A 12,852-nucleotide genomic window follows, 5' to 3' on the forward strand; every position below is an offset into this window, starting at 1 on the left:
GCGGCCGGCACTACCTGCCAACCGCTGCCTCAGCCCTTGTAGCCGTTGCTGATCGGGTAACGACGCTCGCGGCCGAACGCCCGGCGCGAGACCTTCGGCCCCGGTGCGGCTTGGTGCCGCTTCCACTCGCTGATGCGCACCAGCCGCAGCACCCGGTCGACCACGGCCGCGTCATAGCCGGCCGCCACGATCTCCGTGCGCGACTGTTCCTGGTCGATGTAGCGGTACAGGATGCCGTCCAGCACGTCATAAGCCGGCAATGAATCCTGGTCCAGCTGGTTCTCGCGCAGCTCGGCCGACGGCGGGCGGCTGATCACCGCCGGCGGGATCACCGGCGCGCCGCCCACGGTATTGCGCCACTTGGACAGGCCGAACACTTCGGTCTTGTACAGGTCCTTCAGCGGCGCATAGCCACCGCACATGTCGCCGTAGATGGTGGCGTAGCCGACCGCGTACTCGCTCTTGTTGCCGGTGGTCAGCAGCAAGCCGCCGAACTTGTTGGCCAGCGCCATCAGGATCACCCCGCGGCTGCGCGACTGCAGGTTCTCTTCGGTCACGTCCGGCGCGGTGCCCTCGAACATCGGCGCCAACGCTTCCATCAGGCCCTTGAACGCCGGCTCGATCGACACCGCCTCCAGCTTCACGCCCAGCGCCTGGCACTGCTCGGCCGCCAGGTCGTTGGACAGGCCCGCGGTGTAGCGCGACGGCAGGCGCACGGCGGTTACGTTCTCCGCGCCCATCGCGTCCACCGCCATGGCCAGCACGATCGCCGAGTCGATGCCGCCGGACAGGCCCAGCCACACTTTCTTGAAGCCGTTCTTGCGGCAGTAGTCCTGGATGCCACGGGTCACCGCGCGCCAGGCCAGCGCGTCCATGCTCTCGTCGCCGTCGTCCATCCACACGTGCGGCATGAAGCGGCGGCTGGCGCCGTCGTACTCCACCACCAGCCACTGGTCGACGAAGGCAGCAGCGGCCGGGTGCACCGTGCCATCACCGTCGGCCACCACCGAGGCGCCATCGAACACCAGCGCGTCCTGGCCGCCAACCACGTTGAGGTAAGCGATCGCCGCCCCGCTCTCGCGGGTACGTGCAGCCAGCACGGCGTCGCGCTGGGCATGCTTGCCACGCTCGTACGGCGAAGCATTCGGCACCACCACCAGCTGCGCACCGGCGCGCATGGTGTCGGCCAGCGGCTCGGCAAACCACAGGTCCTCGCAGATCAGCAGGCCAACCGGAATACCGTTGACCTCGAACACGCAGCTGCCGCCATCCGGATCGACATCGAAGTAGCGGCGCTCGTCGAACACGGCGTAGTTGGGCAGCTCACGCTTGCGGTAGGTCTGCTCGGCCAGGCCATCACGCAGCACGCTGGCGGCGTTGTAGACCACCGCGCCAGCCGCCTGCGGCCAGCCGACCACGGCGGTGATGCCGCGGCAGGCGGCAGCGATGCGGGCCATCGCCTGCTCGCACTCGTACAGGAAGCCCGGGCGCAGCAGCAGGTCTTCCGGCGGGTAGCCGCTCACCGCCAGCTCGGGGAACATCACCAGCTCGGCGCCGTACTCGTCGCGCGCCTGGCCGATCATCTCGATGATGCGCTCGGTGTTGCCGGCGACATCGCCGACCGGGAAGTCGAACTGCGCCATCGCGATGCGGATCGAAGCCATGGGATTCCAGCCTGTGGTTGCAATGCCGCCATTGTAACGCCGGGGTCAGATCCGTTTTGCGCAGCAAAAGGGATCTGGCCCCACGCCAGACGCAGAAAGGCCGCCCGGAGGCGGCCTTTCTGTGTTCAAGCAGCCGGCCAGCGGCCGGCTCTACAGCATCGTCTGCCGGAGGCAGTCGATCTTATTTCACCAGCTTGGCGATGGCAGCGCCCAGGTCGCCCGGCGAGCGGACGGTGACAACACCGGCAGCTTCCATGGCGGCGAACTTGCCTTCGGCAGTGCCCTTGCCGCCCGAGGCGATCGCACCGGCGTGGCCCATGCGCTTGCCGGCCGGAGCCGACGCACCGGCGATGAAACCGACGACCGGCTTCTTCACGTGGTTCTTGATGTACTCGGCGCCGGCTTCCTCGGCGTCGCCGCCGATTTCGCCAACCATGATGATGCCTTCAGTCTGCGGGTCTTCGTTGAACAGCTTCAGGCAGTCGACGAAGTTCAGGCCGTTGATCGGGTCACCACCGATGCCGATGCAGGTGGACTGGCCCAGGCCGACTTCGGTGGTCTGCTTGACCGCTTCATAGGTCAGGGTGCCCGAACGCGACACGATACCGATCTTGCCCGGCTGGTGGATGTGGCCCGGCATGATGCCGATCTTGCACTCACCCGGGGTGATGACGCCCGGGCAGTTCGGCCCGATCAGCACGGTGTCCGGATGCGAACGGGTCAGCACGTTCTTGACGCGCAGCATGTCCAGCACCGGGATGCCTTCGGTGATGCAGACGATGACCTTGATGCCGGCAGCAGCGGCTTCCAGGATCGCGTCGGCCGCGTACGGCGGCGGCACGTAGATGACCGAAGCGTTGGCGCCGGTGCTCTGCACGGCGTCGGCAACGGTGTTGAAGACCGGCAGGTCGATGTGGGTGGTGCCACCCTTGCCCGGGGTCACGCCGCCAACAACCTGGGTGCCGTACTCGATCATCTGAGTGGCGTGGAAGGTGCCCTGCTGGCCGGTGAAGCCCTGCACGATCACCTTGGTGTTCTTGTTAATCAAAACAGACATGGGAATTCCTTGGTGTCGAATCAGGCAGCGTTCTTGACAGCTTCAACGATCTTCTTGGCGCCATCGTTGATGTTGTCAGCCGGGATGATGGCCATGCCGCTGTCGCGCAGCAGCTGCTTGCCTTCTTCCACGTTGGTGCCTTCCAGGCGCACCACGACCGGAACCTTGACGCCCACTTCCTTCACGGCGGCGATGATGCCTTCGGCAATCATGTCGCAGCGGACGATGCCGCCGAAGATGTTGACGAAGATGCCTTCAACCTTGTCCGAGGACAGGATCAGCTTGAACGCTTCGATGACGCGCTGCTTGTTGGCACCGCCGCCCACGTCCAGGAAGTTCGCCGGCTCGCCGCCGTTGAGCTTGATGACGTCCATGGTGGCCATGGCCAGGCCGGCGCCGTTCACCATGCAGCCGATGTTGCCGTCCATGGTGACGTAGTTGATGTCCAGCTCCGAAGCGATCACTTCGGTCGGATCTTCCTGGGTCTTGTCGCGCATGGCGACCAGGGCCTTCTGGCGGAACGCGGCGTTGTCGTCGCTGTCGAACTTGCCGTCCAGCGCGTACAGGTTGCCGTCGTCCAGGATGGCCAGCGGGTTGATTTCAACCAGGGCCAGGTCCTTTTCGTTGAACAGGCGGTACAGGTTCACCATGATGCTGGCGAACTGGCCGGCCTGCTTGGCAGTCAGGCCCAGCTTGAAGCCGAAATCACGGCCGTGGTAACCCTGCACGCCTTCGACGAAATCGACGTTCAGCGAGTGGATCAGCTCCGGGGTTTCAGCAGCAACCTGCTCGATTTCCACGCCGCCTTCCGAAGAGGCGATGTAGGTGATGGTCTTGGTGCCACGGTCGACCAGCACCGACAGGTACAGTTCCTTGACGATCTCGCCGGCGGTGGTCACCAGCACCAGGTTGACCGGCAGTTCAACGCCTGCGGTCTGGTAGGTGGCCATCTTGGTGCCGAGCATCTTGGCCGCAGCGGCCTTCACGTCGTCGGTGGTCTTGCAGAACTTGACGCCGCCAGCCTTGCCGCGGCCGCCAGCGTGGATCTGCGCCTTGACCATCCAGGGGCCCTGGCCCAGGGAGTTGGCAGCGGCAACCGCTTCGTCCGGGGTCGCAGCGACCTTGCCGGCCGGGACCGGGATGCCGTACTCGGCAAGCAGTTGTTTTGACTGGTATTCGTGGAAATTCATGCGTCACCGTGGGAATAGGAACGACCGCACGCAATTCCTCAGGGCCCCGGCGGGGCGCCGGCATGGACCGCGGCGGGCCCACTATTGTGGCCGAGCCGGCGCCGGGGCGCAAAGAAGTCTGTACAAAACGCCAGACCCGGCCAGATTTCCGCCGTCATTCAGGCAGTTGCGCCCGGCGGCCCACTGGCCACCGGTATCCATCCCGGGCCAAATGCGCGATCCGGGCGGCTCCGGCGGCGCCCTGCCCGGGGCCCTATACTGGCCGACCAAGGTGTGTAGAGTCGGGCTTGCCCTGCTGCTTCCACCGCAGGCCACATCGAAGCGACGTGCCCGCCCGGCCTCAGGGGACGCCGGGCAGGCCCGCCGCAGATTCCAGACCCAGGCAGCCAGAAGGGGAGTTCCGGCGTGTCACCCAGTGCTTCATTGATCGACCGCATCGAATCGATTCCGCGGCGTGAGCTGTATTTCTTCGCGCTGTACCGGGTGCTGATCGCCTCGGTCATCGCCGCGCTGCTCTACAGCCCGCTGTCGGCCATGGTCGGCGAAGCGCACCACCCGCGGCTGGCCGACACCGTCGCCGCCATCTATCTGGTGCTGTCCCTGCTGGCCCTGGTGATCGGCCGCAACGAACGCTGGCTGCGCCCGATCGTGGTCAGCGGCGTGCTGGTGGATATCGTCGCCGCCACCCTGTTGTCGCATGCCCTGCCCGGTGCCAGCGCCGGCATCTCGATGTCGCTGCTGTTCAACATCGCCGCCGCCGCCACCCTGCTCCCGCTCAGCCTGGGGCTGGGCCTGGCCCTGGCCGCCAGCCTCGCCACCGGCGTGGAGTACACCTGGAAGCTGCTGGAAGGCGGCGATCCCACCCGTACCCTGGCCGAACTGGCCATGTTCGCCACCAGCTACCTGGCGCTGGCCTTCATCAGTTACCAGGTCGGCAGCCGCGCGCGCCGCAACCAGCAGCTGGCCAACCAGCGCGGCGATGAAGTGGCCAACCTGTTCCAGATCAACGAGCTGATCATCCGCCGCATGCGTACCGGCGTGCTGGTGGTCGACGCCGACAACCGCGTCACCCTGGCCAACGAGGCCGCCTCGATGCTGCTCGGTGACAGTGATGGCAGCGGCGAAAGCGGCCGCCTGGACCTGGCCAGCGCCGCCCCGGAACTCGCCCGTCGCCTGCAGCGCTGGCGCAATGGCTGGGCGCAGGACGAACTACCGCTGCAGCTCAACCCTGACCAGCCCGAAGTGCAGCCGCGCTTTGCCCGCCTGCTGGCCGGCAGCGACCTGGCCCTGGTGTTCCTGGACGACTCCAGCGTGGTCTCGCGCCGCGCCGAATCGCTCACCCTGTCGGCGATGGGCCGCTTCTCGGCCAGCCTCGCCCACGAGATCCGCAACCCACTGGCCGCGATCAACTACGCGGTGCAGCTGCTGGAAGAAGGCACCGGCTTCAACGAAAGCGACCGCCGCCTGCTGCAGATCATCCGCCAGCAGTGCCAGCGCACCAACGGCATCGTCGAAAGCGTGCTGGGCCTGGCCCGGCGCGAGCGCGCCACGCCGGAGAACGTCGACCTGGCCGCCTTCGTGCGCCGCTTCGTGCTGGAGTACAAGCAGGGCCAGACGCTGGAGACCGACAGCATCGAGCCGATCATCAACGACACCTCGGTGCTGGCCCAGGTCGACACCAAGCACCTCTACCAGGTGCTGACCGTGCTGGTGCACAACGCGCTCAAGTACGGGCGCATCGGCCAGCAGCCGGCGCGGGTGCGCCTGCGCGTGGCGCAGCACGAGCGCAGTGCGGTCATCGACGTGATGGACCGTGGCCCCGGTATTCCCGAGAGTGTGGCCGCACAGTTGTTCCGGCCGTTCTTCACCACGTCCGAGCATGGCACCGGGCTGGGCCTGTATATCGCCCGCGAGCTGTGCCGGGCCAACCAGGCGCGGCTGGACTACATCCCGGTTCCCGCTGGAGGCTCCTGCTTCCGCCTGGTGCTGCCCGGCCCGCATACGCTGTTACCCACCTGATCTCGATTCTGTGCGTCAAACATTTGTCGCTTCCAGCCCCCTCGTTTATCTTTCACGCCCATGAACGAAACCCGCAGCGCCCTCGTCGTCGACGACGAACGCGACATCCGCGAACTGCTGGTACTGACGCTCGGCCGCATGGGGCTGCGCATCAGTACGGCAGCCAACCTTGCCGAAGCGCGCGAACTGCTGGCCAGCAATCCGTACGACCTGTGCATCACCGACATGCGCCTGCCGGACGGCAATGGCATCGAGCTGGTCAGCGAGATCGCGCAGCACTACCCGCGCACGCCAGTGGCGATGATCACCGCCTTCGGCAGCATGGACCTGGCCGTGGAAGCGCTGAAGGCCGGCGCCTTCGACTTCGTCAGCAAGCCGGTGGATATCGCCGTGCTGCGCGGCCTGGTCAAGCACGCGCTGGAACTGAACAACACTGAGCGCCCTGCACCCGGCCCCGCCGCCGAACAGGGCGCACGCCTGCTGGGCGATTCGCCGGCCATGGACGTGCTGCGCACCACCATCGGCAAGGTCGCGCGCAGCCAGGCGCCGGTCTACATCCTCGGCGAATCCGGCGTGGGCAAGGAGCTGGTCGCACGCACCATCCACGCCCAGGGCGCCCGCGCGGCCGGCCCGTTCGTGCCGGTCAACTGTGGCGCCATTCCCGGCGAGCTGATGGAAAGCGAATTCTTCGGCCACCGCAAGGGCAGCTTCAGCGGCGCCCACGCCGACAAGCCCGGGCTGTTCCAGGCCGCGCATGGCGGCACCCTGTTCCTCGACGAAGTGGCCGAGCTGCCGCTGCAGATGCAGGTGAAGCTGCTGCGCGCGATCCAGGAAAAATCAGTGCGCGCGGTGGGCGCGGCTACCGAGGAGCCGGTGGACGTGCGCATCCTCTCGGCCACCCACAAGGACCTGGCCGAGCTGGTCGAGGACGGGCGCTTCCGCCACGACCTCTACTACCGCATCAACGTGATCGAACTGAGGGTGCCGCCGCTGCGCGAGCGTCGCCAGGACCTGCCGGAACTGGCCGCATCGGTACTGGCACGGCTGGCCCGCAGCCATGGCCGCCCGACGCCGTTGCTGGCGCCGTCGGCGCTGGACGCACTGGCCCAGTACGCCTTCCCTGGCAACGTGCGCGAATTGGAGAACATCCTGGAACGCGCGCTGGCCCTGGCCGAAGAAGACCGCATCGGCGCCGACGACCTGCGCCTGCCGCAGCATGCCCCGCGCACGCCCGGCAGCGCAGCACACGCCGAGGCCGTGGTGGACCTGCAGCCCGGCAGCGCCGCCCTGCCCTCGTACATCGAACAGCTCGAGCGCAGCGCCATCCAGCGCGCGCTGGAAGAGAACCGCTGGAACAAGACCCGCACCGCCGCGCAGCTGGGCATCACCTTCCGCGCGCTGCGCTACAAGCTGAAGAAGCTGGGGATGGAGTAAGGAGGGCCCGACGCGGGCCACCCCATCCACGCACGACGCAGATCTACTGTAGAGCCGAGCCCACGCTCGGCTGCTCTTCGAACCATCAGCCGAGCATAGGCTCGGCTCTACCTCAATCCTTGGTAACGCGGTTGATCTCGGCCAGGCTGGTGACACCCGCCGCCGCCTTCTTCAACGCCGACTGGCGCAGATCGTTCACCCCGATCTGCTGTGCGGCCTCGGCAATCTGCAACGCATTGCCACCGGCCAGCACGATCGTGGCGATCTCGTCGGTCATCGGCATCACCTGGTAGATACCGGTGCGGCCCTTGTACCCCTCGGTGCACTCGTCACAGCCGACCGCCTCGTACAGCTCGATACCCGCATCCAGCTGCGCCTGGGTAAAGCCCTCGGCCAGCAACGCATGTTCGGGCAGGTTGGCCGGGCGCTTGCAGTTGTTGCACAACCGGCGCGCCAGGCGCTGGGCGATCACCAGCGTCACCGAGCTGGTGATGTTGTACGGCGCGATGCCCATGTTCATCAGGCGCGCGATGGTCTGCGGTGCATCGTTGGTGTGCAGCGTGGACAGCACCATGTGGCCGGTCTGCGCCGCCTTGATCGCGATCTCGGCCGTCTCCAGGTCGCGGATTTCGCCGACCATGATGATGTCCGGATCCTGTCGCAGGAACGAGCGCAGTGCCGCGGCGAAGGTCATGCCGCGCTTGTTGTTCTGCTGCACCTGGTTGACGCCGGGCAGGCGGATTTCCACCGGGTCTTCGGCGGTGGAGATGTTGCGCGTCTCGTCGTTGAGGATGCCCAGCGCGGTATACAGCGACACCGTCTTGCCCGAACCGGTCGGGCCGGTCACCAGCACCATGCCGTAGGGCTTGTGGATGGCGTCCAGGAACAGCTTCTGCTGGTCCGGCTCGTAACCCAGCTTGTCGATGCCCAGCTTGGCCGCGCTGCCGTCCAGGATACGCAGCACCACCTTCTCGCCGAACAGGGTCGGCAGCGTGCTCACGCGGAAGTCGATCTGCTTGGTCTTGGACAGGTTGAGCTTGATGCGTCCGTCCTGCGGCACGCGCTTCTCGGCGATGTCCAGCTGCGCCATCACCTTCAGGCGCGCGGCGATGCGTTGGTTCAGCTTCACCGGCGCGCGCGCGACCATCTTCAGCAGGCCATCGATGCGCAGGCGCACGCGATAGTCGTCTTCATAGGGCTCGAAGTGGATGTCCGAGGCGCCCTTGCGGATTGCGTCCACCAGTACCTTGTTGACGAACTTCACCACCGGGGTGTCATCACCCTTGGCATCGATGCCGGAGTCGCCACCGGCGCCGAGATCCTCGTCTCCGGCCGCAACATCCAGGTTGCCCATGCCATCGTCGTCACCGCCCAGCGCGTCGCCCAGCGTGTCATGGCTGGCATGCCACTGCTCGAGCGTGCGGCGGATCTGGTCTTCATCCACCAGGATCGGCTCCACCACCAGATTGGTGTGGAACTTGATCTCGTCCAGCGAATGGGTCGGATTGCTGGTACCCACGAACAGCTTGCCGCCGCGCTTGAACAGCGGCAGCACGTTGTGCTTGCGCAGCAGCTCCTCGCTGACCAGGCTCATCGCGTTCTGGCTGGCGTCGAACGTGGACACGTCGAACAGCGGCATGCCGAACTCGACCGCGTTGGCCGCCGCCAACTGGGCCGCCCCGACCACCTTGTTCTGCGCGAACCAGGTCGGCAGCGGCTGCCGGGCCGCAGCGGCCTTGGCCATGGCGTCGCGGGCGGAAGCCTCGTCCAGCGCACCATCCTGGACCAGGCGACGGGCCAGGCCGGTGATGCCGACGAGATTGGCGGTGGTTACGGCGTTCATATGGATCCTTGGCTCATCATGGGTCAGGCAGTGCGGCGCGCCTTCCAGAGGCACCGCACAGGGCAGCAGAACCTGCCGCGACCCGATGGCCGACGACGACGCCAATCCTTCAGCATGACTGCCTCGCCCGGCACTCCCAGCCCGGCAGGCACGATCCTGACTCCCCCGGGGATGATAGCCCCGTCAACGGCCCGCCAACATCCCATTGGCAGGCCGAAGTGTGATCAACAGCCGGTTGGGCGATAGCGCGCTTCGAAGGCGCTGCCGTCGCAGGTCCAGGTGCCGTCGGCTGCGCGCTTTAGGTACAGGATTTTACCCTTTATCGACGGTGCCCCATCGACTACGCAGCTGATACTGCCCACCCCGGCTTCATCCAAGACAGCGGATACAGCAGTGCAACGAGACGTCGGATAAAGACCGACGAACTCCGCATTCACCAGACTCGCGTTGCGGCTGTCTTGGGCTACAGACTCAACCGTAGTCTTGCCGGGCCTGATATCCGCCAACGCAGCGGTCAATTGCGATCTCGCGACAAAAGTTTGGTACACAGGAATCGCGATCGCCGATAGGATCGCGATGATCGCGACCGCGATCATGAGCTCAATCAGAGTAAAACCGGCATGCCTTAACATCGCGCCTCCCCATCAGGCTCGAATTAGTTGGATAGCCTCCAAACGAAGAAGGCCCCGACAACGCGGGGCCCTCCTTCGATCACTGCTAAGTATCAGCCCTGGCAGGTAGCCGGAGCATACTTCGGCTTGTCGGCAGCAGCCAGATCGGACTTGCAGCTCCAGTTGCCGTTGGCGTCACGCTCCAAGGTGATCTTCTTGGTGGCAACCTTCGGGTTACCCTTCAAGGTGCACACAATCGAACCAGCGCCGGTGTTATCCGGAGCGGTCGCGGTGAGCGCGCAACGATCGCTATCCTTCAGGCCCAGGTTCGATACAGTGGTGTACTGCGTGCCGTCAGTGACACCGTCATTCACCTTGGTTTCGTAGGCAGTCTTGCCGGCCGAAACTTCGGCGAGGCCTGCCGTGAACTGCGACTTGGCTACGTAGTTCTGGTACTGCGGCAGGGCGATGGCAGCCAGGATTGCAATGATCGCAACGACGATCATCAGTTCGATAAGGGTGAAGCCCTTCTGGTTCTTCATTTGGTACATCCCCAAGATAGTGGTGGTTGATTTCAGAGCGCAGGATCGGTCTGGCCGGCGGCCAGCTGAGCGGGTCCTGCCCCCTGCGGGTGGATCAACGCAGGTTGCGTGCCAACCCCGGCACGCCTCCCCCTGGATTTCCCCGCGCCCATGATGGCAGCTATTTCACGGATGGGAACCCCCCGGATGCGAATCTGCGATGGACGCGGCAATGTGACGCAGTGCGTCACCTTTGGCCGGCGCCGGGCACGAAATTGCATTCCGCCCCCCTTACCAACTGCCCAGACGGGCGTGAACCCGCTACCATCAGCCGCTAGACGCCCGCCTGGGGATGGTGGGTCTTGGGGAGCCGATATGTCTGTCAGTCGCAGTACGATCAAGAAGCAGCCCGTGGCGCGTGGCACTACGGAGCTGCAGCCGTTTGTCTGGGAGGGGACCGACAAGCGGGGCGTAAAGATGAAAGGGGAGCAGGCGGCAAAGAATGCCAATCTGCTGAGGGCCGAACTGCGACGTCAGGGCATCAATCCTGGCACAGTGAAGCCCAAGCCCAAACCTCTGTTCGGCAATGCCGGCAGCAAGATTTCATCAAAGGATATTGCCTTCTTCAGTCGGCAGATGGCCACCATGATGAAGTCGGGCGTACCTATCGTGGGTGCGTTGGACATCATCGCCAGCGGCCACAAGAACCCACGCATGAAGAAGATGGTGGATTCGGTCCGTACGGACATTGAGGGCGGCTCTTCTCTATATGAAGCGGTCAGCAAACATCCTGTGCAGTTCGATGACCTCTACCGGAACCTGGTCCGCGCTGGCGAAGGCGCAGGCGTGCTGGAAACAGTGCTGGACACTGTCGCAACCTATAAAGAGAACATCGAGTCCCTTAAGGGCAAGATCAAGAAGGCCTTGTTCTACCCAGTCATGGTAATGGCGGTGGCACTCGTCGTCAGTGGCATCCTGCTGGTCTGGGTGGTCCCACAGTTCGAGGACGTTTTCAAAGGGTTCGGTGCAGAACTACCGGCGTTCACCCAGATGATCGTGAACCTGTCGCGGTTCATGGTGTCCTGGTGGTGGTTGATGTTGCTAGTGCTGGCGGGCGCGGTTGCTGGCTTCATTGCTGCCTACAAACGCTCGCCTAACATGCGGCACACCATGGATAGGCTCATCCTCAAGGTGCCAGTGATCGGCCAGATCATGCATAACAGCTCCATTGCGCGCTTCGCCCGGACGACCGCAGTGACATTCAAAGCTGGTGTGCCCTTGGTCGAAGCGCTTGGAATCGTTGCAGGTGCCACAGGTAACAAGGTCTATGAGGAATCCGTGCTCCGTATGCGCGACGATGTCTCAGTAGGCTATCCAGTCAACATGGCTATGAAACAGACCGCGCTGTTCCCGCACATGGTCATCCAGATGACCGGTATCGGTGAAGAGGCCGGTGCACTGGACGCGATGCTGTTCAAGGTTGCGGAGTATTATGAACAGGAGGTCAGCAATGCGGTCGATGCCTTGAGCAGCCTGCTGGAACCGATGATCATGGTATTCATTGGCACCATCGTCGGCGGTATTGTTGTCGGCATGTACCTGCCCATCTTCAAACTTGGCGCCGTCGTCGGCTAAAGGTATCAATGGCATTTCTCGACCAGCATCCCGGCCTCGGCTACCCCGCCGCGGCCGCCTTGGGGCTGCTGCTGGGCAGTTTCCTCAACGTCGTCATCCTGCGCCTGCCCAAGCGGCTGGAGTGGCAGTGGAAGCGCGATGCGCGCGAGGTCCTGGAAGAACCGGACTTCTACGAGCCCCCGCCACCGGGGATCGTGGTCGAGCCCTCGCACTGCCCGCACTGCAAGCACAAGCTGAGCTGGTACGAGAACATCCCGCTGTTCAGCTGGATCATCCAGGGCGGCAAGTGCCGCCACTGCAAGGCGCCGATCTCGCTGCAGTACCCGCTGGTCGAGGCCCTGACCTCGGTATTGGTGCTGGCCTGCGTCTGGCAGTTCGGCTTCGGCTGGCAGGGCTTCGGCGCCATCGTGCTGACCTGCTTCCTGATCGCCTTGTCCGGCATCGACCTGCGCACCCAGCTGCTGCCTGACCAGTTGACCCTGCCACTGATGTGGCTGGGCCTGATAGGCAACATCGACAACCTGTACATGCCGGCCAAGCCTGCCTTGGTCGGCGCGGCGGTGGGCTATCTGTCGCTATGGATGGTCTGGTGGCTGTTCAAGCAGCTGACCGGCAAGGAAGGCATGGGCCACGGCGATTTCAAGCTGCTGGCCGCGCTCGGCGCCTGGTGCGGGTTGAAGGGCATCCTGCCCATCATCCTGCTGTCGTCGGTGCTGGGCGCCATCATCGGCTCGATCTGGCTGTACACCCGGGGCCGTGACCGCGCCACGCCGATCCCGTTCGGCCCCTACCTGGCCATCGCGGGCTGGCTGTACTTCATGTGGGGCGCGCCCGTGGTGGAGCAGTACCTGGTGTTGAGCGGACTGCGCTGAGGGGAA

Annotated in this window: 10 protein-coding genes; 4 read left to right on the forward strand and 6 right to left on the reverse strand. The window is 64.9% G+C overall.

The window, feature by feature from the left end; genetic code table 11:
• Nucleotides 1-29 precede the first annotated feature (29 nt).
• The 3 genes from QP609_RS16420 to sucC all read right to left on the reverse strand — a co-directional run bounded on the left by QP609_RS16420 (nt 30) and on the right by sucC (nt 3,911).
• On the reverse strand, nt 30-1,664 hold the full coding sequence (locus QP609_RS16420; protein ID WP_289213813.1) for an NAD+ synthase: 1,635 nt from the start codon (nt 1,662-1,664) through the stop codon (nt 30-32).
• Between the two features lie 181 nt (nt 1,665-1,845).
• Nucleotides 1,846-2,721, reverse strand: coding sequence for a succinate--CoA ligase subunit alpha (gene sucD, locus QP609_RS16425; protein WP_005410793.1), 876 nt, complete (start codon nt 2,719-2,721; stop codon nt 1,846-1,848).
• 20 nt (nt 2,722-2,741) lie between these two features.
• Nucleotides 2,742-3,911, reverse strand: a complete 1,170-nt coding sequence (sucC, locus tag QP609_RS16430; RefSeq protein WP_004154430.1) for an ADP-forming succinate--CoA ligase subunit beta — start codon at nt 3,909-3,911, stop codon at nt 2,742-2,744.
• 405 nt (nt 3,912-4,316) lie between these two features.
• Here sucC and QP609_RS16435 point away from each other — a divergent pair, with 405 nt between their 5' ends.
• Both QP609_RS16435 and QP609_RS16440 read left to right on the forward strand, forming a co-directional pair.
• Entirely contained in the window at nt 4,317-5,930 is a 1,614-nt protein-coding gene (locus tag QP609_RS16435) for an ATP-binding protein (protein WP_014648198.1), read from the forward strand.
• Nucleotides 5,931-5,990: 60 nt separating this feature from the next.
• Nucleotides 5,991-7,364 (forward strand): sigma-54 dependent transcriptional regulator, encoded by a 1,374-nt coding sequence (locus QP609_RS16440; RefSeq protein WP_014648199.1) that lies wholly within the window; start codon nt 5,991-5,993, stop codon nt 7,362-7,364.
• A gap of 112 nt (nt 7,365-7,476) precedes the next feature.
• On the opposite strand, the gene pilB is transcribed toward QP609_RS16440, so the two are convergent.
• From pilB to QP609_RS16455, 3 genes are all read right to left on the reverse strand, one after another.
• A complete protein-coding gene (gene pilB, locus QP609_RS16445) occupies nt 7,477-9,207 on the reverse strand; it encodes a type IV-A pilus assembly ATPase PilB (protein ID WP_014648200.1) in 1,731 nt (576 codons plus the stop codon).
• Between the two features lie 224 nt (nt 9,208-9,431).
• Nucleotides 9,432-9,803 (reverse strand): pilin, encoded by a 372-nt coding sequence (locus tag QP609_RS16450; protein WP_229767364.1) that lies wholly within the window; start codon nt 9,801-9,803, stop codon nt 9,432-9,434.
• Between the two features lie 128 nt (nt 9,804-9,931).
• Nucleotides 9,932-10,360: a pilin gene (locus QP609_RS16455; RefSeq protein ID WP_053495122.1), complete on the reverse strand. Its 429-nt coding sequence runs from the start codon at nt 10,358-10,360 to the stop codon at nt 9,932-9,934.
• Between the two features lie 354 nt (nt 10,361-10,714).
• On the opposite strand from QP609_RS16455, the gene QP609_RS16460 reads away from it, so the two are divergent.
• Both QP609_RS16460 and QP609_RS16465 read left to right on the forward strand, forming a co-directional pair.
• Nucleotides 10,715-11,974, forward strand: a complete 1,260-nt coding sequence (locus tag QP609_RS16460) for a type II secretion system F family protein (protein ID WP_053495121.1) — start codon at nt 10,715-10,717, stop codon at nt 11,972-11,974.
• An 8-nt stretch (nt 11,975-11,982) separates the two neighbouring features.
• Nucleotides 11,983-12,846: an A24 family peptidase gene (locus QP609_RS16465; RefSeq protein WP_005418626.1), complete on the forward strand. Its 864-nt coding sequence runs from the start codon at nt 11,983-11,985 to the stop codon at nt 12,844-12,846.
• The last annotated feature ends 6 nt before the right edge of the window (nt 12,847-12,852 follow it).

It is taken from the genome of Stenotrophomonas sp. 8(2023), from assembly GCF_030345295.1.
Lineage (GTDB): Bacteria > Pseudomonadota > Gammaproteobacteria > Xanthomonadales > Xanthomonadaceae > Stenotrophomonas > Stenotrophomonas muris.

Excerpts from the sequence above, each read along its gene's own strand:
- pilB (WP_014648200.1), bottom strand. The coding sequence starts at position 9,207 with ATGAACGCCGTAACCACCGCCAATCTCGTCGGCATCACCGGCCTGGCC.
- QP609_RS16420 (WP_289213813.1), bottom strand. The coding sequence starts at position 1,664 with ATGGCTTCGATCCGCATCGCGATGGCGCAGTTCGACTTCCCGGTCGGC.
- QP609_RS16450 (WP_229767364.1), bottom strand. The coding sequence starts at position 9,803 with ATGATCGCGGTCGCGATCATCGCGATCCTATCGGCGATCGCGATTCCT.
- sucC (WP_004154430.1), bottom strand. The coding sequence starts at position 3,911 with ATGAATTTCCACGAATACCAGTCAAAACAACTGCTTGCCGAGTACGGC.
- QP609_RS16455 (WP_053495122.1), bottom strand. The coding sequence starts at position 10,360 with ATGAAGAACCAGAAGGGCTTCACCCTTATCGAACTGATGATCGTCGTT.
- sucD (WP_005410793.1), bottom strand. The coding sequence starts at position 2,721 with ATGTCTGTTTTGATTAACAAGAACACCAAGGTGATCGTGCAGGGCTTC.
- QP609_RS16440 (WP_014648199.1), top strand. The coding sequence starts at position 5,991 with ATGAACGAAACCCGCAGCGCCCTCGTCGTCGACGACGAACGCGACATC.
- QP609_RS16465 (WP_005418626.1), top strand. The coding sequence starts at position 11,983 with ATGGCATTTCTCGACCAGCATCCCGGCCTCGGCTACCCCGCCGCGGCC.
- QP609_RS16460 (WP_053495121.1), top strand. The coding sequence starts at position 10,715 with ATGTCTGTCAGTCGCAGTACGATCAAGAAGCAGCCCGTGGCGCGTGGC.